The following is a 25,653-nucleotide window of genomic DNA, read 5'->3' as shown; positions in this document are numbered from 1 at the left end:
CTTCAAGGAATGAAAATGAAGTATTTTGCCTACATATTAATCATGCTATTACTTATCAGCATCACCACCTTATTTTACCTGAAGCGCCCGGATGGAAAATCTTGGTTGAGCGTAGAACAGATTTCACACACATCAACAAAGCTAAAATCACAAGCGGTAGCTCTATCAAATAATACCTTGGATGAAGCGGTAAAATTAGTAGCAAATACACATCGTGACTTGATACAAAAAACCAATGATGATTTCTCAGCATCTACCGTGATTTATAAATGGCAAGATCAGCATGGCCAGTGGCATTATTCAGATCAACCCAATCCAAATGGTAAAAGTGAAAAAATGCTCTTAGACCCCAACGATATTACTGTGGTTGAAGCCGAAGACACCTCTATTTTAAAAGGCAGCGCCAAGTCAGGCCAGCTTGTTGTTACGCAAAATCCCGCAAATGCGTATAACCCTGTTGTGATCAAAAAATTGTTTGATGATGCGCAGCAAGTAAAGAAAAAGTTGGCAGAGCGGACTGAGCAACTTGAAAAAGCAAACTGAACATATACTTTTGTTTAATAGTGCTAATTATCTAAGTTTATACTCTAACTCATACTCTTTTAACGATCAGCAATGCTAGGAAAGAAAGTATGCTCAATGGCTGAAGGTAAGTTATAGAACTTGAGCCACTCTTGGGTGATTGTATTTATTTCACCGGATTGAATGAGTTGACCTAACTTATGATCAAACCGATCTCTTAATTTTTTATCGTGAAACACAATAAACGACCCTTGGTAATCCAATAAATCAAGCGACACGTAATCATTTGGGTTTAAGCCAGATATATAAGCGGTATGCCTATAAAACATTAAGTAATCGCCAATTCTCACATCAATTTTGTTCTTATGCAGTAGCTTATTGAGCGCTTGCTGATTGGCAGTTTCAAAATATTTAACTGAATCTGACTGGGTAAATTTTTTAAACTCATTGCCAAACAAGTTTGATGCCCCAGTAAAACTAGCTAGAGTAAAGCCATCTAAGTCATGTAATTTTTTTATATCGTTCGACCATTGGTCGGTGTGCATGATTACTCTATTTAAAAACTTCACTCTATATTTAGATGTGTAACTATTCGAAGGTGGCATTGCTGTGTAATTAATTGCAACATCAGCGACGCCATTTATAAAATAACGTTTAATAGCATCGTTGTTTAACGAGACTAAATTGATATTGTTGTAGCCTTCTTTGTTAAGAACTTTCAGTAGGATTAGATCGAAATAACCATCACCAGTAACGTCGTCCTCTTGAAAGTAAGGGGCAAAGTTACCTGATGCGATTGTTAATTTTTGCTGTGCAAGCGCCTCTGAACACAAAGCATAGAACATTGTGCTGTATAAAAAGAGTTGATGTAAAAAAGACCTACGTATTCTTCGTATTAGCATGAATGCTGGCCGATTTATTGTGCTTATCTTCTAAATTCATAAGGATCAATGTTAAACAAATCTTGGTTGGCAATGAAAATAAAACACCGAACGCAATACACGATGCACTAATAACAATCTTATTAATACTAGTAATAGCATCAAAATAGTCAGAAACCAAAAGATAGTGACCTAATATAATAAGACTTAAGCCCAATATTATGCTTAATCTGAGTATCTTGATGATTATTAGAGGAGGCATCAGTACGCTTTGTTGATTACTAATACCTTCAGTGTAGCCAAAAATCCTTAGTTCAACTTGTTCTGAATCAAATAAGCAACTATTGAGGCTGCGCAGTAGTAAGTAGCGCAGCCTCTAGGCAGTATTATTGCTCAAGCATGTTTCTTAAAACGTATTGAAGGATGCCTCCATGTTTGTAGTAGTCCCATTCCTTAGGTGTATCAATACGCACATCAGCACTAAAGCTCACTTGTTTCCCCTCACTGTTAGTGGCTATCACGCTGACTTCGTTTGTTTTATCAAACAGGCCTTCAATATCAAATGTTTCTTGGCCCGTGAGTCCTAAAGATTCATGGCTTTCACCTTCTTTAAATTGCAATGGAAGTACGCCCATACCAATTAAATTAGAGCGATGAATGCGTTCATAGCTTTGCGCGATAACAGCTTTAACTCCTAACAATAGGGAGCCTTTTGCAGCCCAGTCTCGTGATGAGCCTGTGCCATATTCAGCACCTGCAAGCACAACTAATGGCGTGCCTTGCTGTTGATAACTCATCGCAGCATCATAAATACTTGCTAACTCGTCTTCAGGCTGAGTCCGTGTGACACCTCCTTCAGTGCCTGGGGCAAGCAGGTTTTTTAATCTTACGTTGGCAAAGGTGCCGCGCATCATCACTTCATGATTACCACGACGTGAGCCATAAGAGTTAAACTGGCCTTTTTCAACACCATGTTGTTGCAGGTATTCACCCGCCGGAGCACTGGCTTTAATTGCACCTGCTGGCGATATGTGATCGGTTGTGACAGAGTCACCTAGTTTTGCTAAGCAACGTGCTCCACTAATAGTTGGGATGCCTGGGGGCTCAACTTCCATGCCCTCGAAGAAAGGGGCTTTCTTAATGTATGTAGATGCATCATTCCAGTCATACAGTTTACCATCAGGTATTTTGATTTGTTGCCAACGCTCATCACCTTTATATACATTGCCATAGCTAGAGGCGAACATCTCTTTAGTCACTGTTTTTTGTACCAGTTCATTGACTTCATTTACGCTGGGCCAAATGTTTTTCAGGTAAATGTCATTACCATTTGCATCTTTTGCTAATGGCTCGTTGTATACATCAATATCCGTTCGTCCAGCAATTGCGTATGCCACAACCAGAGGTGGTGATGCGAGGAAGTTCATTTTTACATCTTGATGAATACGCCCTTCGAAATTACGGTTACCCGATAGGATAGAGCTTACAACTAACTTGTGTTTTTGAATTGCATCAGATATTTCATCAGCAAGTGGTCCAGAGTTACCAATACAGGTAGTACAGCCGTAACCCACAAGGTTGAAACCAAGGGCCTCTAAATCATCCATTAACTCAGCATTTTTTAGGTAATCAGTGACAACTTGTGATCCAGGAGCTAAAGAGGTTTTAACCCAAGGTTTAACATCTATACCGAGTTGACGGGCTTTTTTGGCAACCAAACCTGCGGCTAAAATTACGCTTGGGTTTGATGTGTTAGTACAGCTGGTGATCGCGGCAATAACACATGCGCCATCGTTGAGCTCAAACTCTTGGCCTTTAAATTTCACTTTAGCTGCGCCCATAAATTGAGCTTCATCTACTGGTTCATCTGGATTGGTCGTAGGGCCTTCACTTTCAATACGAGATTGCTCTTCGTCGCTTTTATCGCGGTTTGCGATACGATCATCTTGAAAGCCTCTTAAATGCTGAGTAATAACATCACCAGCTTGATCTAGGGGAATTCTATCTTGTGGACGTTTAGGACCTGCTAAGCTGGGCACTATGTCATCAAGTTTTAATTCGAGCTTGTCGGTATAATGAGCTTCATCGCCGGCATTACGCCATAAACTCTGGTGCTTGGCGTAATCTTCGATTAGTTTTAATTGTGTTTCATCGCGGTTAGTTAGGCGTAAATAGTTAATTGTTTCATCATCAATCGGGAAAATACCGCAGGTAGCACCATATTCAGGAGCCATGTTAGCGATCGTTGCGCGATCGGCTAATGGTAGGTCGGCGAGGCCATCGCCATAAAATTCAACAAATTTGCCAACCACGCCATGCTTTCTAAGCATCTCTGTTACAGTCAGCACTAAATCTGTAGCGGTCGTTCCCTCAGGAAGACGGCCATTGAGTTTCATGCCCACTACTTGTGGAATAAGTAAGCTGATAGGTTGCCCTAACATTGCGGCTTCAGCTTCTATGCCCCCTACGCCCCAACCAAGTACACCCAAACCGTTGATCATGGTTGTATGAGAGTCAGTCCCAACGAGTGTGTCGGGGTAAGCAAACTTTTGGCCATTGCGCTCTTCATTAAATACCACACGGGCGAGATATTCTAGATTAACTTGGTGAACAATACCGGTTGCGGGTGGCACCACTTTTAGGTTATCGAAAGCAGTTTGACCCCAACGTAAAAACTCATAGCGCTCTTTATTGCGTTCATACTCAAGTTTGGCATTTAAATCAAACGCGCCGTCATCGCCATAACCATCAACTTGCACAGAATGATCAATAACAAGTTCTGCAGGAGATAGTGGGTTTATTTTGGCAGGGTCGCCACCGAGCTTTTCCATGGCATCACGCATGGCTGCTAAATCAACAATGGCAGGCACGCCTGTAAAGTCTTGCATAACAACGCGCGCAGGTGTGAAAGCAACTTCTGCGCTTGGTTTAGCTTGTGGATCCCAATCTAATAAGGCTTCAATGTCTTGTTTTTTTATGTTGATGCCATCTTCATTACGTAACAAATTTTCAAGTAGTACTTTGAGTGAAAAAGGTAGTCGTTTGGCTTTATCACCGAGCCCCTGTAATGAATGAATGTGAAATTGCTCGCCGTTAATTGTGAGTTGTTTTTGGGTGTCAAAACTATTGCTCATTATATGCCCCTTTGTGTTACCGGTGCTGAATGCGTTGGTATTGTGAATATCCTTAAATATAACTTTAGCGTTTAATAGCTAAACTTTTACTAGCCAATTTATTGCAAAATATATATTGCAAAATATATATTGCAAAGTGTATACCAAAATTAGATTGTTGCATTTTTATACATCGCATGTGCTAAGTGTGGTGGTAGGCTTTTATTTTTCAAGGGGGTTATATCCAAGCCACCACCTCAAGATGCGAGCATCGTTGGAATTAAAAGCGATTTAGATAAGGCATTGATTGCGAGTGATGGTGGTTCTATTGGTAAATTCAATAACGCAGTATAAATCGCTTTTAAACCAACCCATTGGGCGCTTCACAGGGACTTACTCTCATCGTTGTTCCTTCTTAAAAGGGATGGCCTTCTTGCAAAGTAACGCCTTGATATTAAGCCCCTGTGAAACGCTGAATTCTGCATTTTGAGGTGTTTGGGTAACAATCACATTGCATATGTTTCTATTTAAACTACAATTTAATGAAATGTGATCAAGGATGATACTTTAACCGCTATGCTCGCAAAACCTATTTACGAATCGATTCCCTATTTTTACTTCACCTTTGGTGCAAGCTGCTTACTTATTGCAAGCTCTATTATCCCAACCGCGATTGGTATCATAGTGTTTTTAAATGGCGCTAACATTTGGCGCTTACGCTCTAACGCTCGACGAATTGATCACAAAGTTAATCGCAAAAAAGTAAAGAAGCACTATTACTACTATGAATTTAAACCCTTTCTTTTGTTAACGTGTGCACTACTTTTGATTAGATGGGCTCCTTATCAAATAGTAACAATTGCAGGTTTAATACTGTGTTTAATTGCGATGCTAATCATATTGCTAAGAGTATTAAACAGGCGCTCACGTTCTATGGTGTGATTAACTGCTTCACTAGTAATAAAATCTTATTTATGGCTCTAGCTGAGAGTGCAACAGCATTGCTCATCTCGCTGCTGTTGCACTTTAGGTCTAACCTAGCTTTTCTAAGATAATGTTTCGTAACTCTTCATAATCATCTTTAATCTCTTGTGCTAAACACGGCTTAGCAAGGGCATCTGCAAGCGGCTTTGGCATATCAAGTTCAATAGCTAAAATCTCTTCAACACTTTCTTTAAATTTAGCAGGGTGTGCAGTTGCTAAGAATATACCTGCACTGCCTGGGGCTAAATCAGCTTTTAGGCCTTGGTAGGCAATCGCGGTGTGTGGCTCAGCAACATACCCTGTTTGTTGGATTTTTTTCATAACAGCTTGGGTGTCGTTTTCATCCACACTGGTTGAGTAAAAATTATCATAACTAAACCAGTTATTATCTAACATGGTTTGCACGCGAGGCCAGTTATTAGGCTTACTCACATCCATTGCGTTTGATAGTGACTCGATTGTTGCATTTGGTGCCCAGTTTTTATCTGCAATAAAACGCGGCACAGTATCATTTTGATTGGTTGTGGCGCTTAGTTTAGCAACAGGTAAGCCAATTACGGCACCTATCATCGCGGCGCACACATTACCAAAGTTACCACTTGGCACTGAAACATGTGCAGTTGCACGTTTTTCTTTTGGTAGCTGTGCAATGGCTTCAAAGTAATAGCATACTTGTGCCACTAAACGGCTAATATTGATCGAGTTAGCGGAGTTCAAGCCTAGGCGTGTTTTTACTTCATCATCTAAAAAGGCATTTTTTACCATGCTTTGGCAATCATCAAAACTGCCCTCTACCGCATAGCAATGAATGTTGTCGCCAAGAGTCGTAAATAACTTTTGCTGAGCCAGTGATATTTTGCCTTTAGGGTATAAAATGACTACGTCGATATTGGGCTTATTGTAAAAAGCATGTGCCACAGCGGCGCCAGTATCTCCTGAGGTCGCCGTTAAAATAGTCGTTTTTTCACCTTGGCTGAACTGCGCTAAGCACTCCGCCATAAAACGCCCGCCAAAGTCTTTAAACGCAAGAGTTGGACCATGAAACAGCTCTAGGCAATATATATTTTCTTCTACTTGGACTAATTTAACCGGGAAGTTAAAGGCATTTTGCACCATTTTTGCCACGGTATCTGCCCGGAGCTCATCGCCAATCAGGTGTGATAAAATAGCCGAGCTACGGCTGACAAAATCCATATCAAGCAAGGCATCAATATCTGCCATGGGCGCTAACGACTCAGGAAAAAACACCCCTTGATTACGGCCAAGACCTGTTTTAACGGCTTCAACAAACGACACTTTTTGCGTGTCGTCTTTTAAATTATGTAATTGCATTATTAATTCCTTAAATTCTTATAGCTGACGCGCGCCGGCGCTATCAAGCTTACAGATATGGCAAAAGCCTTGTTCGTTTAAATAATTGCTTTGTAACCATTGCTCGCACTGCTTTGCCGCTTCAAGCGTTTTACACACAGTAAATAACGTAGGTCCTGCTCCTGAAATACTCACAATTTCAGCGCCTAGTTCAGGTAGCGCTGCTTTCGCTTCGCTAAACCCAGAGATGAGCGGTGCACGGTGTGGCTCTGCTATTTCATCACTCATAATTGATAAAGCATCATCAAAACGGTTCGTAAGCAGTAGCGTGCTAAACGCCGATAAACGCTGGGCAAACTCTACACTCGCATGCATGCTTAACTGCGTAGGTAATACAGAGCGTGCCTTGGCTGTATTGAGTGAAAAACCCGGAAAAGCCGCCACGTAATACCAGCTATCATCCACTGGTAACGCCAGTGATTTGTCTGGGATTAAATCGCCAGTTAGCTGCAACCCACCTAAGTAACATGGGGTAATGTTGTCATAGTGACGGCCCCCGCTAACAATAGCCTCAAAATCAGCCATTAACTCAATAAGTGCAACTTGACTAAGCTTTGTATCAGCAAACTTATCAAGCGCTGCAAATGTGGCAACCACTGAGCAAGCACTTGATCCTAACCCTGAGCCTATTGGTAAGTTCTTTTTCAGTTCAAGCTTGACCGTTGGCATGTTAGGTGCAACATGCTCGCGAAAATGCACCAAACATTGATATGCTAAATTTTCACTGGCGTCACTTGGCAGTTTATGGGCATAGTCGCCAGAGCAAATAAACTCATCAGCCGATGCTGAACTAACAGCCACTACATCACCCAATAAAGTGCCATCAATTGGTGCAAGCGCGGCACCTAAGGCATCAAACCCTACCGCAAAATTACCGATAGAAGCCGGAGCATATACTTCAATCATAGCCCTCTCCTAACGAGACAATGTTTTTAAGATGTCAGCGAATACACCCGCGGCGGTCACCGCAGAGCCCGCCCCATATCCACGAATAACAAATGGGCGCGGTTGGTAGTACTCACTCAAAATTGCTAATGCGTTTTCTCCATCACGAATAACACTCAGTGCATGACTTGAATCAACAGCCTCAATACCGACTTTGCAGTGACCTTGTTTGATAGTACCAACATAACGTAGCACTTTGCCTTCACTTGCTGCACTGTGGATGCGGTCATTGAATGCGGCATCTAAGCTAGGCAGCTTGGCCATAAAGTCATCAACACTGTCATCTTGTGCAAACCCTTGTGGTAGCACAGGTTCAACTTCGATATCACTAAGCTCTAGTTTTAACCCTGCCTCGCGAGCAATGATTAGAAGCTTACGCGCAACATCAGTACCTGATAAGTCATCCCGCGGATCTGGCTCAGTAAAGCCACTTTCCTTTGCTTTAACTGTGGCCTCTGATAGTGACAAGCCATCCTCTAGCGCGCCAAACATATACGACAACGAACCTGATAAAATACCGCTAAATTCAAGTAACTCATCACCAGCACCAAATAGCGACTGCAAGTTATCAATAACCGGAAGGCCAGCGCCTACGTTGGTTTCGTATAAAAACTTGCGGTTATTTTTTTGCGTTGCACTAATTAAATCTTGGTAATATGTATACGAGCTAGTTGTGGCTTTTTTATTGGCCGCAACGACATGAAAACCAGCATTTAAAAAGTCGACGTATTGTGCAGCTAATGCATCCGAAGAAGTACAATCAACCAGCACCGGGTTGATTAAATGATTTTGCTTTACAAATTGCTCAACCAGTTTTAAATCAAACGCTTGCTCTGATGTTGCGAGCTTTTGCTGCCAATCACCAAATTGCACCCCTTCACTGTCTAAATGAAGTTGACGAGAGTTGGCTACGCCATACAAGTTAAGTTTAATATTACGTTTTTCAAGCCAGGCTTGTTGGCGCTCAAGTTGCTGAATTAGCTCTTGACCGACTAAGCCACAGCCCAGTAAAAACACATCGATTGATGGGATATGAGTAAAGAAGTTTTCGTGGCACACTTTAACGGCATCGTTACACAGTTCACCGTCAATAACCGCTGAGATAGCACTTTCAGTCGAGTCTTGTGCAATTGCAACAATGTTTACTTGTGCTTGTGCTAAAGAGGCAAAAAACTTGGCAGCTAAGCCTTTGTGCGCGCGCATGTTGTCACCTACTAGGGTAACAATCGCTAAATTACGCTGCACTTGTACAGGCTCAATCAGACCCGCTTGCGATTCAAGCTCAAAGGCCGTTTGTAAAGCTTCAAGTGCAAGGGCTAAATCTGATTCATGAACACAAAAACTGATACTAAATTCACACGACGATTGCGTAATTAACACAATAGACACGTTATCATGGGCAAGGGCATTAAATACCTTTGATGCCATACCTACTTTACCTTTCATGCCTGGGCCCGAAACCGTTAACATGGCAAGATCTTGTAAGCTAGACAGCGCTTTTACAGGTTCATCTGATGCGTAATCATTACCAATTAATGAGCCTTGTGCCTCTGGGTTATGGGTATTTTTAATTTCACATGGCACGCCCGCTTTAGCGCACGGTAAAATTGTTTTCGGGTGAAGCACCTTAGCACCAAAATAAGACAGTTCCATCGCTTCTTTATAAGATAAAAAATCGACCTTAGTCGCCTTTTTAATATAGCGAGGATCGGCATTATAAACGCCATCTACATCAGTCCAAATTTGGCACACGTCGGCTTCTAAACACGCTGCTGCAATCGCAGCTGAATAATCAGAGCCGTTACGGCCAAGTGTTGTTAACTCACCTTGTTCATTACTTGCCGTAAAACCAGGCATAATGTAAATGTTAGCAGGGCTTTCTTTTAATGCTGCTTGAAAACGAACCTTACTGGCAGCTAAATCAGCTTCAGCATCAATATGGCCACCCGTTGAAGCGATACAGGCTGTGGCTTCTAAATAACGTGCATTGTGTGAGCTCAATAAACATTGCATTAATGACACACTAACGCGTTCACCAAAACTAATAACATACGCACGTACTTGATCAGGGCAACACTTAATCAGTTTTACGCCTGCCAGTTTATTGCTTAATTCATCAAGATCTGGCCAGTTCTCGACTTGACCAAAATCGGCTTCTACCGCACTTTTTAAACTTTCACAACGCTGCGTTAAAGTTTGCCATTGGTCGCTGAAATCTAGCCCTTGTTCTGCGCTGCTAGCCAGCGCAACAAGAGAGTCAGTCATACCGCCTGGCGCTGACAATACCAATAACATTTCATCTTTTAGTTGCGCTTTGACTAACTGAGCTACCTGTTGTAAACACGCAAAGTCGGCAAGTGATGACCCACCAAATTTTAATACTCGCATTTTTTATGTTTCCTCATCCCATAAAACGAAAAAAGGCCTGTGTTCTTAGTGAACACAGGCCTTTAAATTTGTTGCACCGACCTATGCCACTATCCAGTAAGAATGGTGGTTGTAATAATAATGGTCAGTGCGTGATTATTTGTTTTCATAGCCTTTAGACTGCCTCAAAGGTGGCTATTCTGTCAACCCACTTGAAAAGATAAATTATGTCTTTTGGTTATATAAAGAACTATCGAATGCCAAATTTATGCAAGACTTCTTTCAACCTTGGTTTATCTATTGGCTTGTGAATAAAGTCGATAGCCCCTAATTGAGTGACGCGCAGCTTCATTTTTTCTTGGATATCCGCTGAGATAACCAAAACAAAGCACTCAATTTTTTGTGCTCTTATCGCTTCTAATACCTGCACGCCATCGACTTCAGGCATCGTTAAATCAAGACACAGTAGGTCAAAGCTCTGGGTCTTCATTAATTCAAGTGCTTCTTTACCGTTTTTAGCCTGCTTGATATCTGCATCAATACATTCATTTAAACAGCGCACTACTTGCTTACGTGCTACAGTTGAGTCGTCACAGACTAATACAGAAAAATTCATACCTTTAACTACTAGATTAAGAATAAAAAAGTTAATAAGTGGATCATACACTCATTACGTTTTGACAAATGATAATAGATTTTATATCACAAATAATAAAATGAGATAAGCTTAAGTTTTTGCTAAAAAAAGAAAATTTCCTTACTTTGTTGCTTAATAAACAATTCTTTTATTTATTTTTATACGTTTATTAGCTAACTTTAGTAAAAGCAAAACGTAATTCAATTGCCACCAAGGAGCTATGGACAATCCATGCTACAAAAAAGTCTCTCAAAAAAGCTATTGACCAGCGTATTATCTGTCTACTTTTTACTTACATTTGTCGTCACTTGCGGCCAAGTAATTGCTGAATATATCAATACTAAAGATTACATTCGCAACGAGCTAACTACGTTACAAAAAACTTTTAGCCGTAGTTTAACTCGCGCAATTTGGGAGTTAAACACAAAGCAAACCATCACAACTGCTGAAGGACTGCTTGCGATCCCAATGATTGAGGGCATTATTGTACGCGATGACAGCGGTGAAATAATATCACAACTAGGCCGCTCATTAGATATACGAGAACTATACAGTCAGCAACTTGTTCAAGAAGAGGCGATTATTGAAGATACTCCTTCAGGTTTATTTGGCTACACTTTCCCTTTAATTTTTGAATTTTCAGGACGCGCCACCCAAGTAGGTGACGTGACCCTTTTCTCAAGTAGAGAAGTTGTCTTTAGTCGAATTATGATCTCAATTTACTTTTTAATAGGTAATGCGATGATCAAAACCACATTTTTAATCATCCTATTTTTAATGGCCTTTAGAAAGCTATTGACTGATCCTCTTGCTCAATTAACTGAGCAAATAGAAGATTTAGAACTGAACGATATTGAAGGACAACACATCAATATTGAAACAACTGAACATAACGAATTAAAAGTTATGGAGCAGTCTTTCAATACATTAATAGACAAAGTAGTGCAATACCGTAAAGAGCTTGAGCACACTCAAAAAGAACTTATTATCAGCAATGAAAAGCTTGACCAACAAAATCTACAATTAGAGCAAGAAGTGGCACGAAAGACCTCTAATTTGAGCCAAGCAATGATGGACTTACAACAGCAAAAGTATGAACTAGAAAAACAAAAGCTAACATTGACTGAAGAAGTTGATCTACGCCGCCATACAGAGCAAGAACTCCTTACTAAGCAAACTCAGCTACAACGCTATGTTGATGAGTTAAATATTGCTCAGGAACGTTTAGTTAGTTCGGAAAAGATGGCTGCATTGGGTGGCTTAGTCGCTGGTATTACTCACGACATCAATACACCTGTAGGGATAGGTGTTACAGCTACATCGTTTTTACAAGAGCGACTTGTTCAAATTGAAGCCGCCTACAAAGATAAAACATTGTCACCAAAAGCATTGGAAGAGTTTATTAACGACGCTAAACAAAGCACTAGCTTATTAACCAGCAACCTTGATAGAGCGTCAGAGCTTGTTGCCAGCTTTAAGCAAATAGCTGTCGACCAAGCAAGTGAAGCTGTGCGGACTATTAATTTTAAAGAGTATTTGGGAGAAGTAATTCGCTCGTTGCACCCTAAAATTAAAAATACTAGCCACCACATAAATTTAGACTGCCCTGAAGAGCTAACACTGAACTTACCCGCAGGGGCTATAAGCCAGATTTTTACTAATTTAATCATGAATTCATTGATTCACGGTTTTGATGGATTAGAAAATGGCATCATTGATATCATTATCAAGGATGATGATAATTACGTTGTTATTGATTTTAAAGACAACGGTAATGGTGTGAGCGAACAACAACTAGAAAAGCTGTTTGACCCATTTTTTACAACTAAACGCGACCAAGGCGGAAGTGGTTTAGGTACACACATTACATTTAACTTAGTTAAGCAAACGCTTAGTGGTGATATCGACGTATCAAGTTCACCAGGTAATGGCCTCCATTACCACATTAGCTTCCCTAAGGACATGCCAAAGCCACTTTCAATCTTCAATAATTAAAGGCATTTTAAGTTTAGGTTAATGCTTGGCTTAATTGCTGAGCATTAACTAAATCAGCCATTTCAGCATCCGGTTTTTATTGCTATGATTGAGCAAATTTACCAAATGGATCAAATCCCCTATGTGGTTTAGTAACCTTATTTGTTACCGCTTTAAACAAGATGTTTCATACACTCAAGAAGACTTTGATAACGCCCTAGAGCAAGATGTATTTCGCCCTTGCGGCAGCCAAGACTTAAGCACGTTTGGCTGGACCAAAGCCTTTGGTAAACACGGTGAATCTCTTTCTCATTTTTCTCAAAAAAGCATCTTAGTTTGCGCAAAACGCGAAGAAAAAGTTTTACCCGCTGCCGTTGTAAATGAAATGGTTGCTGAAAAAATAGAGCAAATCGAAGCTGAAGAAAATCGCCCTGTTAAGAAAAAAGAAAAAGACGAGCTAAAAGAAAATATTCTTCACACTTTATTACCTCAAGCGTTTAAAAAATCGAGCTTACAATTTGCTTTTATTGACCAAGAAAATGGTTGGGTCGTGGTTAACAGTGGTAGCTTTAATAAAGCTGAAGAACTATTAGCACTTTTACGTAAATCACTTGGCACATTACCTGTGGTACCTGCATTTGCAAACTATGATTTAGACGTATTTCTAACCGACTGGTTAACCAACTTTAGTACGCCAGAAGGTTTTGCCATTGGTTCTGATGCAGAACTTGAAGAAGCGGACGACAGTGGCGCGCAAGTAAAACTTAAAGGCCATGATCTTGCTTGTGATGAAGTTAAATCTCACCTTGAAAGTGGTAAGCGAGTAACTAAGCTCGCCCTTGATTGGCAAGAACGCCTGAAGTTTATGCTACAAAATGATGGTTCAATCAAACGCTTAAGTTACTCGGAAACACTAAAAGAAGAGAATGCTGATATTCCTAAAGAAGATATGCTGATTAAGCTTGATGCTGATTTTATTTTAGCTTCTGAAGAAATAAAGCAAATGTTAGAAGAGCTAACATCCGGTTTGGGTGATGCTGACGATCTAGCTTAACTTTAAAATAATAAGCGCCGTAATGGCGCTTATACCCAAGCCAGTGAAACGCTGAATTCTGCATTTTGAGGTGGTTTGGGTATATTACTATTACTTTATTAGCTAAAAACAGATTTCACATCATCTAACATTTCATTGTATTCATCGGTTGTAAACACCTCTAAAGAAGAGATAGTGCCTTTATCAATATACATCTGTAAAGCAGCTGACTTATCAGAAACTTGAAGAATTCCTTCCATAATCGCACCGATACGAATGAAATCAACGTAACAAATATGTTCTGGGCGATAATTTGGATTTGCCCAACTCTCAGCTACTTCAACAAATTCATCAGTAAACTCCCAAGCACGCATAATAGCGCCCCCTACTTTTCCACTCAGTTTTTGAATCGCATGAGCTAAAAAGCTTGGGTTTGCAAACACTTCTGGATGACGTTCGGCCTCTGTTAAAATAGGTAATACACCAATATTATAAACAAGCGCTGCTAGAGTAATTGTGTCTCGATTTAGTGAGGTTTGCTTGTTTTCTTTTAAAAAGAACTCCATAAGAGTGATAGAGTGGCACGCCACCTTAAGCGTTTTTTGCCACGCTTTATCCATATAGCCTTTGATTAACTCGTTATGAGACACAAAGAGTTGCTCCATCGCCATGGCGGTTGCAATATTTTTAATTTGCCTTAAGCCGATACGAGTTACAGCTTGGTTTAAATTGGATACTTTAACTGAGCGCCCCATAAATGCACTGTTTGCCACTTTGATCATGCGCGCAGCAAGTGCAGGGTCATGAGATATAACATCAGCCATCTGTGTTAAATTTACATCTGGGTCATCTGCTGCTTGGCGAACGCGAATCGCAATTTCTGGCAATGTAGGTAACACGAGAGTGTCGTTATTAATTCGGTCAACCAAAATGGTTAATAGTGCGTTTTCTGTTGACATAAATGTGTCATCCTTTGTTATTAGCCTGCTGAAAAAGCCATGCTATGGAACTTTTATTTGTTATACCCACAGTATTGTCTAAGTTCTCGCTAAAGTTAAGGAAATTACTAAAATTATCTCGCTTTATTTTATAAGTAAGCCCACTTTCTCCTGTCTATCTATAAAATTGCAGTAAACTTGCTATTTGCGCTTAAGGTTTGCTTTAATGCATTATTCAAGCAAGGCTAGTAACCCAAAGTAACTGGCTATCAACTTCTCTTATAACAGGCAATAAAATGACTCTTAACCAAATTAGCAAAGCACTCGTTTTATGCGGTGCCGCTTTTCTTAGTGCATGCTCAGAGCAAGCTACAACCCAAATTTCAGACACATCAGCTAAAAATGAAACTCAAAAACCGATCTCACAGCAGCTTATTAATGCCGATAAAGATCGCTTAGCTATTTATACTGACTTTAGCTTAACCACAGATCTTTCGCATTTAAGTGACAATCAAAAAGCCATGATCGCAACATTAATCGATGCATCAAAAATCATGGATGACCTATTTTGGCGTCAAGCATTTGGTGAAGACAAAGCCAGCTTTTTAGCAAAAATAAACGACCCTGAAGTGCAAAAGTTTGCCGCTATAAACTACGGCCCTTGGGACCGCTTAAATGGTGATCAAGTATTTCTATCAGGTTATGAAGATAAAGCACCAGGCGCACAATTTTATCCTGCAGATATAACAAAAGAAGAACTTAATAATGCAGACGTTGAAGATAAAAACGGTCTGTATTCAATTGTAAAGCGTGATGAAGCAGGTCAGCTTTATACAGTTGATTACTCCATTGAGTATGCACAAGCACTAGAAAAAGCAGCAGCCCTGCTGCGAGAAGCAAGTAAACTTGCTGATGATAAAGAATTCGCAAACTACTTAAACCTTCGTGCCGAGGCGCTACTCAGTGATGAATATCAAGCATCTGACTTTGCTTGGATGGACATGAAAAATAACCCTATTGATGTGGTTATTGGGCCTATAGAAACATATGAAGATCAATTATTTGGTTCACGTGCGGCATTCGAATCATACGTATTAGTAAAAGACTTAGCATGGAGTGAACGTTTAGCCAAGTTTGCAGCTTTCTTACCTGAGTTACAAAAAGGCTTGCCTGTTGATATCAAGTATAAACAAGAAGTACCAGGATCAGATGCAGATCTAAACGCATACGATGTTGTTTACTATGCAGGTCACTCAAATGCGGGTAGTAAAACTATTGCTATCAACCTACCAAATGATGAGCAAGTTCAGCTTGAAAAGGGTACACGTCGTCTACAGCTTAAAAATGCCATGCGCGCTAAGTTTAATAAAATTTTAGTACCTATCGCTGAGCAACTAATTGTTCCAGAGCAACGTAAACACATTACTTTTGATGCGTTTTTTGCTAATACGATGTTCCACGAAGTGGCTCACGGTTTAGGTATTAAAAATACAATCACAGGTAAAGGAACCGTTCGCCAGTCTTTACAAGAACACGCTAGCGCGCTTGAAGAAGGAAAAGCAGATATCCTTGGTCTTTACATGGTTGAACAATTACTTAAGAAAGGCGAAATAACGCAAGGCACATTGGAAGATTACTACACCACGTTTATGGCGGGTATTTTCCGTTCAGTACGTTTTGGTGCCTCAAGTGCACATGGCAAAGCAAACATGATCCGTTTTAACTTTTTTGCACAAGAAGGCGCGTTCTCTAAAAACGAGCAAGGTCTTTACCGTGTAAATATGGAAAAAATGGGTCAGGCAATGGCTAAATTATCGAACCTTATTTTGACGTTACAAGGGGATGGTGATTATCAAAAAGTAGATCAACTTATTGCCACACATGGTGATATTAAAGCCGAGCTTGCTAAAGACTTAGAAAAACTAAGCCAAGCAAATATTCCTGTTGATGTAACCTTTAAACAAGGTAAAGATGTACTAGGGCTTTAGCATTAAACCTAGTGTGTTACGGCCTCTGGCTGTAACACACATACTCAGTCTAGATTACTTATAACATTACGTACTAATGGCTCCAGGCTTTTTAAGCCCCAACTTTTTCCCTCAGCAATGGAAGCCTCTATATCTTGGCTGCGTTCATAAGCTGCAATAGCCATCAACGCACCGACTCGATTACTACTAGCACAATGAACTAACACAGCCTCACCTTTTCTCTGTGCCAGAAACTGCGTTAATAAACGTGCATTCTTCACATTTATATCTTTGGCACCAGTAATAGGTAGCGCGACATAATCCATATTTAAGCTGTTAACCAGTGCTTTTTCATCCCAGTCTTGTTCGCTTTGTCCACGCAGGTTAATTACATGCTTAATACCTTCATGCGCTAATGCCTCAAACTGATCAATACTTGGTTGGCCTGCTGAATACACATGCCCTGCATGAGGCATTAAATTAGCGACTCCAACATTATCAATTGCGTGAAAATTAGCTTGCACTGACAAGCCAACACTTGCTTGCTCATTAGATACAGCAAAAGTGGCATTAGATAATGATAATAACAGTAAGCTTGTGCAACATTGCTTTATAAGCTTCATACTACTCTCAAAGGTACGTCGTTAAGAATGATTGAAAACGGCTTTTAGCTTAGCTATTTGTTCATCGGAATATGGTTTAGCAGGATATTTACCCCACACTGGTGCTGGCCACGCAACATCCGATTTATAGCGGGCAATATGATGAATATGTAGCTGTGGCACCATGTTACCCAGCGCTGCGACATTGAGCTTATCTGGGGAGAAAACATCTTGTAGTAATCGACTTAGCTTAGCCGACTCTTGCATTAAAACAATTTGCTCTGTTTCACTTAAATCAATGCTCTCTTTTAGGCCTGCTTTACGAGGCACTAAGATAAACCAGGGGTACTGGCTATCATTCATTAATAACACTTTGCAAAGAGGCCAGTCAGCCACGTCAATACAATCACGAGCCAGCTCTGGTGCTAAAGCAAATTCAACTGTCATTTTTATTCCTTTTATTTATCTCAATGGAGCATCTAAACTACTTTATAGCATTTAGTTGCAGTTGCCCACGCTTGGCTTTAACATCATGGCAGTTTTTATTCGAGCGAAGGTAATTACGTGTTAAAAAAAATCAAACACCTCTCATGGGCTCTGCCCTTAGTAGCTACAACACTAACCGTGCAAGCAAAACCTCTCACATTAGAGCGTATTTTTGACGACCCTAGTTTAGCGGGCAAAGCCCCTGTGCAGCTGAAGTTTTCGCCTGATGGTAGCCGTGTTACTTACCTACAAGGTAAAACCGACGATTACAACCGCTATGATTTATGGGAATACAATCTAAAAGACAACAAAAATCGCTTACTAGTCGATTCGGCACAACTTTTTTCTGGCCCTGAAAACCTATCAGACGAAGAAAAGGCACGCCGTGAGCGCCAGCGCATTTTTGGTAAAGGTATTTTGGAATATAAATGGTCAAAGGATGGTAAAGCCCTTCTTTTTCCGCTAAATGGCGACCTTTATTACTACGATTTAGCCTCCGCAAAAAGCCGTAAATTAACAGATACCGATGCATTTGAAACCGATGCTCGTTTCTCGCCAAAAGGGAATTTTGTATCTTTTATACGTGAGCAGAATTTATTTGCGCTAAACCTTAAATCGGGTAAAGAGATTCAACTTAGCAAAGATGGCGGCGGCGTCATTAAAAACGGCATGGCTGAATTTGTCGCCCAAGAAGAAATGGGCCGTATGACTGGCTACTGGTGGGCAGGTGATGAGTCAAAAATTGCCTTCACGCGTATTGACGAAAGCCCAGTAAAAGAAGCTATTCGTAACGAAATTTACGCTGACGAAGTTAAGCTATTTAATCAACGCTACCCGTTTACTGGCACCAATAACGTAAAAATTCAACTGGGTGTGGTAAAAATTAATAACCAGCAAACTGATTGGATTGATTTAGGTAAAAACGAAGACATTTATATTGCGCGTGCCAAATGGTTAGAAGACGACACGACGTTATCTTACCAATGGCAAAACCGCTCACAACATAAATTAGAGCTGCGCTTTTACAATGCCAACACTAGAAAACAAAAAGTTGCCCTAACTGAAACCAGCGACACGTGGATCAACTTACATTTTGACTTACAGTTCTTAAAAGACAAAAAGCATTTCGTATGGGCGTCTGAACGTGATGGTTTTAAACACCTTTACCTATACCGTACTAATGGCAAACTTGTTCGTCAAATAACTCGCGGAGACTGGGTTGTTGATAGCTTAAAAGGCATTGATGAGAACAAAGGCATTGTGTATTTTGCTGGCCGCAAAGATACACCACTTGAAAGCCATTTATACAGCGTACCATTATTTAAAAAAGGTGATATTGAACGTATCACCGAGCAAGGTGCTTATCATAAAGTGGTTATGGCTAAAGACAGTAAAACCTTTATTGATAATAGCTCGTCAGTTAATCAACCTAACTCGGCTGCACTTCGCAAAGTAAATGGTGAATTTATTACATGGCTTGAACAAAATAAGCTTGATAATAACCACCCACTAACCCCTTTCCTTGACGAGTTAGCTGAGCCTGAGTACGGCACCTTAACAGCAGAAGACGGTCAAGTTATGCACTACCGTTTATTTAAACCTGCAACAGTGAATAATAGTAAAAAACACCCTGTACTTGTTAACGTATATGGTGGCCCGCACGCACAACGTGTTACTAACAGCTGGCGTAGTAAAAACTTATATTTCCAATATATGGCACAACAGGGTTACGTGGTATTTCAACTCGACAATCGTGGTTCTTACAACCGTGGTAAAAAGTTTGAAGATGCCATCTACAAAAACTTAGGTGAAGTAGAAGTTGCCGATCAGATAAAAGGCGTCGAGTTCTTACGAACGCTTGATTATGTAGATCCTCAACGTATTGGTATCTATGGTCACAGTTATGGTGGTTACATGGCATTAATGACCATGTTTAAAGCTGGCGATTACTTTCAAGCGGGTGTTTCTGGCGCGCCAGTAACTGATTGGGCTTTATACGATACGCATTATACCGAGCGTTATTTATCTCACCCAGCAACAAATGCTGAGGGTTATAAAAATAGCGCGGTGTTCCCGTACGCTGACGGTCTAAAAGGCCCACTGATGATTTATCACGGTATGGCTGATGACAACGTATTGTTTACCCACGCAACCAAGTTATTTAAACAACTGCAAGATAATGAAAAGCAGTTTGAAATGATGACTTACCCAGGCTCAAAACACAGCTTACGCGGTAAACAAGTGCAAACACATTTACATCAAACTATTACTAACTTCTTTAACCGTCACTTTGACGTGAAATAAGTTGTTTAAAAAGCATTAAAATTTCACTAAAGGCTGATTGCAAAAATCAGCCTTTTTTTTTTGCTTATCTTCCACTTTCTGTGAGTTTTAAAACGATAAACCTACAGCAAAGGCCAACAGACCCTAGATATATTACCTGTTTTTACTACACTTAATTAAGAGTGCTTACTCCGATTAGGTAAGTTTCAACTTAATAAAATCTTAGTAAATACTGAGAAACTAGTAAACACTCAAGCAATACCTTAAAGACTCTTAAATTAGAGCTGGTGCAACAACACACAATAACGAGCAAACACATTAACTTATTGAGAACAGCTATGTCTTACCTGCGTCGATTTACAATTTTTCAGCGATTAGCGCTATTAGTATGCGTTGTTGTCATTGGTTTAATGTTGTTAAGTGTTACTACATTGACTCAGCAATACGATTCGTTGAAAACTGAGCAACACACTAAAACAAAAAACTTGGTTGAATCCGCACACAGTATTTTTAGCCACTTTTACGCACTACAACAAAGCGGGAAAATGAATGAGCAACAAGCCAAACAAGCAGCGCTGAACGCATTAAAAGCACTGCGCTATGATGGGGATAATTATTTTTGGGTTAATGACTACACACCAACAATGGTAATGCATCCTTTTAAACCAGAGCTCATTGGCAAGTCATTAAGTAATACTAAGGATCCTGATGGCGTATTGCTATTTGTTGACATGGTTAACTTAGTAAAAAAACAAGGTGAGGGGATCATTCCCTACAAATGGCCAAAACCTGGAGCCGATAAACCCATTGATAAAATTGCCTACGTTAAAGGCTTTCCCCCCTGGGAACTGATTGTAGGTTCTGGTGTTTACATTGACACAATAGATAAAGCTTTTGCACACCTTCGCAATTTAGTGATTATAAATGCAACTGTTATTATTTTACTGCTAATTGGGCTTAGTTACTTAATTGCTCGCAGCATTTTATTACCCACAAAACTTGCCGCCAACATGATGAAAGATATCTCTCAGGGTGAAGGCGATTTAACTCAAGCACTTAATGAGCAGGGTAATGATGAAGTTTCACGCCTTTCTCGCCACTTTAATTTATATACAAATAAAATGCGTGAATCACTCAAACATGTAGCCTTAAGTGCAAATAACGTAAATCAATATGCGCATAATATTGATGAGGCAAGCAAAACAAATTTATCATTCATCGAATTACAAAATGATAGCTCAACCCAAGTTGCAACCGCTATGGCGCAAATGACTAACCAAATACATGATGTGAGTCGCCATGCTGAAGCCGCAGAGCATGCCGCAGCCGAGGCGGCAACTAACGCATCTGATAGTAAAAATGTGGTGGCACAAACAATTAAAGCGATTGAAACGCTGTCACATCATATTGAAACAGTAAGCCAAGTAACAGCTGATTTGGCACAAGAGAGTAACAACATAGGATCGGTGCTTGATGTTATTCGTGGCATTGCTGAACAAACAAATCTACTGGCATTGAACGCAGCAATAGAGGCAGCTAGAGCTGGCGAACAAGGTCGAGGGTTTGCTGTTGTTGCAGATGAAGTTCGAACGTTGGCCAGCCGAACAGGAAAAAGTACTGATGAAATTCAAACGATGATTGCAAAACTGCAAAAAGGCGCACAAGCGGCCGTTGACGCTGTAAACGCAAGCCAGCAACTATCCAGTCGCACTGTAGAACAGGTAGGTACTGCAAATATGTCTCTCTCTGAGATTGAGCGTCTTGTAACTGTAATTACAGACATGAACAGCCAAATAGCGCGGGCAACTGAACAACAGTCAAGTGCTGCGGATGAAGTAAATCTGCGAATTAACGAGCTATCGCAATCAACAGAACAGTCATTACAAAACACGGCTCAACTATCTGATGCCAGTGATAATTTAAAGCACAGCAGCCAAGAGCTGAATGATGTCGTAAATCGTTTCAAATTGGATTAAAAAATTCAAGCAACAAAAAGCCCCGCCATGTTAATTAGCGGGGCTTTTTTCTTGCACGTACCTTACAAACAATAGCGTGCGAATAAGCTACTTAAACCTGCTGCTGTAGGTTTACCATGTTGCCAATCACCGCCTTCAACACCGCTACCAGCAATATCCATATGAACATATGGAATTGGATGAGCTGACTCACTGCCATGCTTATCTAACCCGCCAACTACCGCTAAAAATGCCATTGGAAATTGGTGGCCTCGGGCAGTGACCGCAGACGCTGCATTGTTACTTGATAACACATCATCAGCCAAAGTGCGTGGTTTGATAAAATCGTAATCTTCACGACGACTACGTGATACTTCAGCACAATCAGCCCATAAATCACCACAATCGGCTAGCTTACGAGACACATTAGCAACACGTGCTGGACCATTTTCAACATAAGCACTGTAAGGCCCCATTGCACGGGCAGCATGACCTGTTAATGTTGCAACAGTGAATAGCTCAGGGTTAACTTCATTTTTAGCAAGGTCTTTCATCTCACTTAATAAATCGCCCATCGCCAAGCGCCCTTCAGCATCGGTATTACCAATACGAACACGAACACCTTCACGGCTAGTAATAATTTCATCTGGGACAAAACAATCAGAGCCAATTGAGTTACGAACCACGGCTAAAAAGGCAATAACCTTAACGCCTTTTGGTTGAAAGTCAGCAACTGATTTCATAAAGCCTGCAACCGATGCTGCACCGCCTTTATCTCGACTCATGCCTGCCATGTATCCGCCAACTTTTAAATCTGCGCCGCCTGTATCGTAAACCAAACCTTTACCAACGAACATCAACGTGCGGGTAACTTCTCCCTCTGGAACATATTCAAGTTTGACTACTCGTGGGTGATGGCGCTCTACCGCATACGATGCACGGGCAACCGTACTCATCATTGGGTAATCTTTATCAATCGCTTTGATATCTGAAATTACTTCGACATTTACGCTAGAGTCTTTAAATAAATCAACACAATAATCAGCAAACCTTGGCGGTGCCATACGCTCAGGTTCAGTACCACACAAATCACGTGCTGCGTATTGTCCCGCTGCAATAGCGTTAACGGCTTTAATCGTTTGTTCTGAGGCACCAAATAGCGCGATTTGTGTAATAGGCTCAATGCCCTCACCGTGGTGTTCACGCGCTTCAAGTGGTTGCCATAATGCTTGGCATGCACCTAAGTACGCAACTTCTAACGCATATTGGTAACGAGTATCTTGGCTGGCTTGAGGAAGAAAAATAGCAGGTTTTTTACTACCAGACGCTTTTGCTTCATTGATAGCTAGTTTTGCTGCATCAAAATATCGACGTACATCATCATAGTCACGATTTAAAGGACCTGTTGGTGCTAAAATCACACGTTTAGAGTCAACAACAAGTAATGTTACTTTTTTACCTATGCGGGCATCAACAGCCATTTGAGCTTTAATTGCTTTACTCAAGTTAGGATCGTCTAGCTGTGAAAAGTCATCAGCAATAATAATAAGCGCATCGTGTTTAGCGTTATCTAATTGCGGGGCCGCAACTGCATGTGGGTATGCCATAAAAAAAGGTCCTGTTGTCAAAAAGCTTAGAACCTTATTATCATTTATTTAAGTACCTATTGCCAGTAATGTGAGATGAGTCAACACATCACTGGCAACTAAGTTTTACAGCTTAAACTGCTTGCTATTTACCAGATTTAAGTGCGTTATCGCGGCGGTGTTTTGCAATAACAGACCACGCTTCAAGCATTACGAACACACTGATCACCAGCACAACAACATCAAGTATCACAAGTAGCCAATTACCTTGCTGGTAATATTCGCCTAATTTGATAACACCCGCGAAGAATGCCATAACTAAAACAAAGCTCATTGGGATCAGAGTATATCGCGCAGGGCGATTAGCTTTAATTAGAATTACAGAGATAACCAATAAAGTTAAACTTGCTAAAATTTGATTTGTCGAACCAAATAGAGGCCATATAATCATCCCCCCGCTTCCGCTGGCGCCACCTGCACCAAACGCGAGTAATAAGCAGCTCAAAACAGCAATGAGTGTTGCTATCACACCATTTTTAATCACTTTTATGTTATAGATATCGCCCCACTCTTGGATAATATAACGCTGTAAGCGAACGCCAGAATCCATTGTAGTACCAGCAAATAACACCACCATAACAGCAAGCAATGTTGACGCTATTTCGTTGGATATACCCCAACCGCTTTCAATCAAATTTGCGCCACCATTAACAAAGGCTCCCACACTACCAGCCCCTAGGTGGCTGTATATTTCATGCCACTCCTCAGGTGATACCGCTAAGGCAACACCACTGACAGCCACCAGCGTGATTAATGCAAGCATACCTTCACCAACCGCACCTAAATAGCCTACAAAGCGACCATCAGTCTCTTTATTTAATTGTTTAGAGCTCGTTCCTGATGACACAATGCCGTGAAATCCAGAAACCGCACCACAGGCAATGGTCACAAATAACAGCGGAATAATACTCGGGGTATCCATGGCTGTTTGGGTATTAAATGCAGGTGCCGTGATATCTGGCATAGATACAAATACAGCTCCGTATAACAGCACCAAGCCAACAAGCAATTGCATGCCATTAATAAAGTCACGTGGTTGCAATAACATCCAAACAGGTAATAAAGACGCTATCGCAGCGTAAATAAATAAGATAATTATCCAGTTTGCATTCGCAGATAAACCGAACAATTCATCTGGTAACATAATGGGCATGCTACTGCCTAAATAGATGGTGTAGTACAAGATCCCAACGCCAATAAAACACAATGGGATAAGCGATACTTTCTTGCGCAGTAGCTGACCTATAACAAGCGCTACCACAATGGCTGACCATGCAGGAAACACAGCATTAGGGCTGTTAATGAACGACTTGGCAATGACCACGCCAAATACGGCATTAACCATCAACAATACAAGGAAAACAACAATCATAAACAAAGCACGAGTACGTTTGCCTATAACTGACTCTGAGAGTGCTCCCATGGATTTACCTTTATTGCGCGCACTTGCCCACAAAGCACCCATATCATGCACACCGGCGAAAAATATGGTACCAAACACAACCCAAAGCACTGCAGGCACCCAGCCCCAGTAAACAGCAATAGCGGGCCCTACAATTGGTGCGGCTCCGGCAACGGAGGTAAAATGATGCCCCCAAAGAACGACTTTGTTTGTTGGCACATAATCCACACCATCTTCTAACTCATGCGCGGGTGTGACAAAATTGTCGTCCATTTTGAAAATCTTCTCGGCGATAAATTTAGAATAAACAAACCAACCAAAAAGCATTCCAACCATACCCAGCAGTACAATTACGACTGATTGCATAGCATTCTCTCTTATAATTAAAATTGATATACCCGTGTGTGCACACAATACAAGCAAGGTTGAGTGCGGCGCGTTATTTTGACAGCAAATTTAAAAAAGATAATCATCCATTAAATTAGCAAATCGGTTATATACGTTTTAAAAAACACGTTACCTAATTGTATTTATTACTTTAAAAAGA

The 25,653-nt window shown here is 40.7% G+C and carries 17 protein-coding genes; 6 read left to right on the top strand and 11 right to left on the bottom strand.

Going from position 1 to position 25,653, the window contains the following annotated elements; all coding sequences use genetic code 11:
- Positions 1-15 precede the first annotated feature (15 nt).
- Positions 16-543 carry a DUF4124 domain-containing protein gene (locus tag CSC79_RS13815; RefSeq protein ID WP_099296349.1) on the top strand — a complete coding sequence of 176 codons (528 nt, stop codon included), beginning with the start codon at positions 16-18 and terminating at the stop codon, positions 541-543.
- A 59-nt stretch (positions 544-602) separates the two neighbouring features.
- Here CSC79_RS13815 and CSC79_RS13810 read toward each other — a convergent pair whose 3' ends face one another.
- The 6 genes from CSC79_RS13810 to CSC79_RS13775 form a co-directional block, all read right to left on the bottom strand.
- Complete coding sequence (locus CSC79_RS13810) at positions 603-1,424, bottom strand: ABC transporter substrate-binding protein (protein WP_099296348.1); 822 nt, start codon at positions 1,422-1,424, stop codon at positions 603-605.
- Positions 1,425-1,789: 365 nt separating this feature from the next.
- On the bottom strand, positions 1,790-4,537 hold the full coding sequence (gene acnA / locus CSC79_RS13800) for an aconitate hydratase AcnA (protein WP_099296346.1): 2,748 nt from the start codon (positions 4,535-4,537) through the stop codon (positions 1,790-1,792).
- Positions 4,538-5,548: 1,011 nt separating this feature from the next.
- Positions 5,549-6,832 carry a threonine synthase gene (thrC, locus tag CSC79_RS13790; protein WP_099296344.1) on the bottom strand — a complete coding sequence of 428 codons (1,284 nt, stop codon included), beginning with the start codon at positions 6,830-6,832 and terminating at the stop codon, positions 5,549-5,551.
- An 18-nt stretch (positions 6,833-6,850) separates the two neighbouring features.
- Positions 6,851-7,777 (bottom strand): homoserine kinase, encoded by a 927-nt coding sequence (gene thrB, locus CSC79_RS13785; protein WP_099296343.1) that lies wholly within the window; start codon positions 7,775-7,777, stop codon positions 6,851-6,853.
- A gap of 9 nt (positions 7,778-7,786) precedes the next feature.
- Positions 7,787-10,204 carry a bifunctional aspartate kinase/homoserine dehydrogenase I gene (gene thrA, locus CSC79_RS13780; RefSeq protein WP_099296342.1) on the bottom strand — a complete coding sequence of 806 codons (2,418 nt, stop codon included), beginning with the start codon at positions 10,202-10,204 and terminating at the stop codon, positions 7,787-7,789.
- A 229-nt stretch (positions 10,205-10,433) separates the two neighbouring features.
- On the bottom strand, positions 10,434-10,799 hold the full coding sequence (locus CSC79_RS13775; RefSeq protein WP_099296365.1) for a response regulator: 366 nt from the start codon (positions 10,797-10,799) through the stop codon (positions 10,434-10,436).
- Between the two features lie 252 nt (positions 10,800-11,051).
- Here CSC79_RS13775 and CSC79_RS13770 point away from each other — a divergent pair, with 252 nt between their 5' ends.
- A complete protein-coding gene (locus CSC79_RS13770) occupies positions 11,052-12,815 on the top strand; it encodes a HAMP domain-containing sensor histidine kinase (protein ID WP_099296341.1) in 1,764 nt (587 codons plus the stop codon).
- A 121-nt stretch (positions 12,816-12,936) separates the two neighbouring features.
- Positions 12,937-13,848, top strand: coding sequence for a recombination-associated protein RdgC (gene rdgC, locus CSC79_RS13765; RefSeq protein WP_099296340.1), 912 nt, complete (start codon positions 12,937-12,939; stop codon positions 13,846-13,848).
- A gap of 98 nt (positions 13,849-13,946) precedes the next feature.
- Here rdgC and CSC79_RS13760 read toward each other — a convergent pair whose 3' ends face one another.
- Positions 13,947-14,786, bottom strand: coding sequence for an HDOD domain-containing protein (locus CSC79_RS13760; protein ID WP_099296339.1), 840 nt, complete (start codon positions 14,784-14,786; stop codon positions 13,947-13,949).
- 275 nt (positions 14,787-15,061) lie between these two features.
- On the opposite strand from CSC79_RS13760, the gene CSC79_RS13755 reads away from it, so the two are divergent.
- Positions 15,062-16,753 (top strand): Zn-dependent hydrolase, encoded by a 1,692-nt coding sequence (locus CSC79_RS13755; RefSeq protein ID WP_099296338.1) that lies wholly within the window; start codon positions 15,062-15,064, stop codon positions 16,751-16,753.
- Between the two features lie 44 nt (positions 16,754-16,797).
- On the opposite strand, the gene CSC79_RS13750 is transcribed toward CSC79_RS13755, so the two are convergent.
- Both CSC79_RS13750 and CSC79_RS13745 read right to left on the bottom strand, forming a co-directional pair.
- Positions 16,798-17,355 carry a sulfur transferase domain-containing protein gene (locus tag CSC79_RS13750; RefSeq protein ID WP_099296337.1) on the bottom strand — a complete coding sequence of 186 codons (558 nt, stop codon included), beginning with the start codon at positions 17,353-17,355 and terminating at the stop codon, positions 16,798-16,800.
- 21 nt (positions 17,356-17,376) lie between these two features.
- Positions 17,377-17,781 carry an HIT domain-containing protein gene (locus CSC79_RS13745; protein ID WP_099296336.1) on the bottom strand — a complete coding sequence of 135 codons (405 nt, stop codon included), beginning with the start codon at positions 17,779-17,781 and terminating at the stop codon, positions 17,377-17,379.
- A 117-nt stretch (positions 17,782-17,898) separates the two neighbouring features.
- Between CSC79_RS13745 and CSC79_RS13740 the strand changes: the two genes are divergently transcribed.
- Together CSC79_RS13740 and CSC79_RS13735 are read left to right on the top strand one after the other, a co-directional pair.
- The gene (locus tag CSC79_RS13740) at positions 17,899-20,124 is read left to right on the top strand and encodes a S9 family peptidase (RefSeq protein WP_099296335.1); all 2,226 of its coding nucleotides are present in this window, start codon (positions 17,899-17,901) and stop codon (positions 20,122-20,124) included.
- Positions 20,125-20,441: 317 nt separating this feature from the next.
- On the top strand, positions 20,442-22,079 hold the full coding sequence (locus CSC79_RS13735) for a methyl-accepting chemotaxis protein (RefSeq protein WP_099296334.1): 1,638 nt from the start codon (positions 20,442-20,444) through the stop codon (positions 22,077-22,079).
- A 62-nt stretch (positions 22,080-22,141) separates the two neighbouring features.
- Here CSC79_RS13735 and CSC79_RS13730 read toward each other — a convergent pair whose 3' ends face one another.
- Both CSC79_RS13730 and CSC79_RS13725 read right to left on the bottom strand, forming a co-directional pair.
- Positions 22,142-23,665 (bottom strand): leucyl aminopeptidase family protein, encoded by a 1,524-nt coding sequence (locus tag CSC79_RS13730; protein ID WP_099296333.1) that lies wholly within the window; start codon positions 23,663-23,665, stop codon positions 22,142-22,144.
- A gap of 124 nt (positions 23,666-23,789) precedes the next feature.
- A complete protein-coding gene (locus CSC79_RS13725; protein WP_099296332.1) occupies positions 23,790-25,472 on the bottom strand; it encodes a carbon starvation protein A in 1,683 nt (560 codons plus the stop codon).
- Positions 25,473-25,653 lie beyond the last annotated feature (181 nt).

The organism is Pseudoalteromonas sp. 3D05 (genome assembly GCF_002723455.1).
Taxonomy (GTDB): Bacteria; Pseudomonadota; Gammaproteobacteria; order Enterobacterales; family Alteromonadaceae; genus Pseudoalteromonas.
This window is presented reverse-complemented; position numbering and strand designations above follow the sequence as displayed.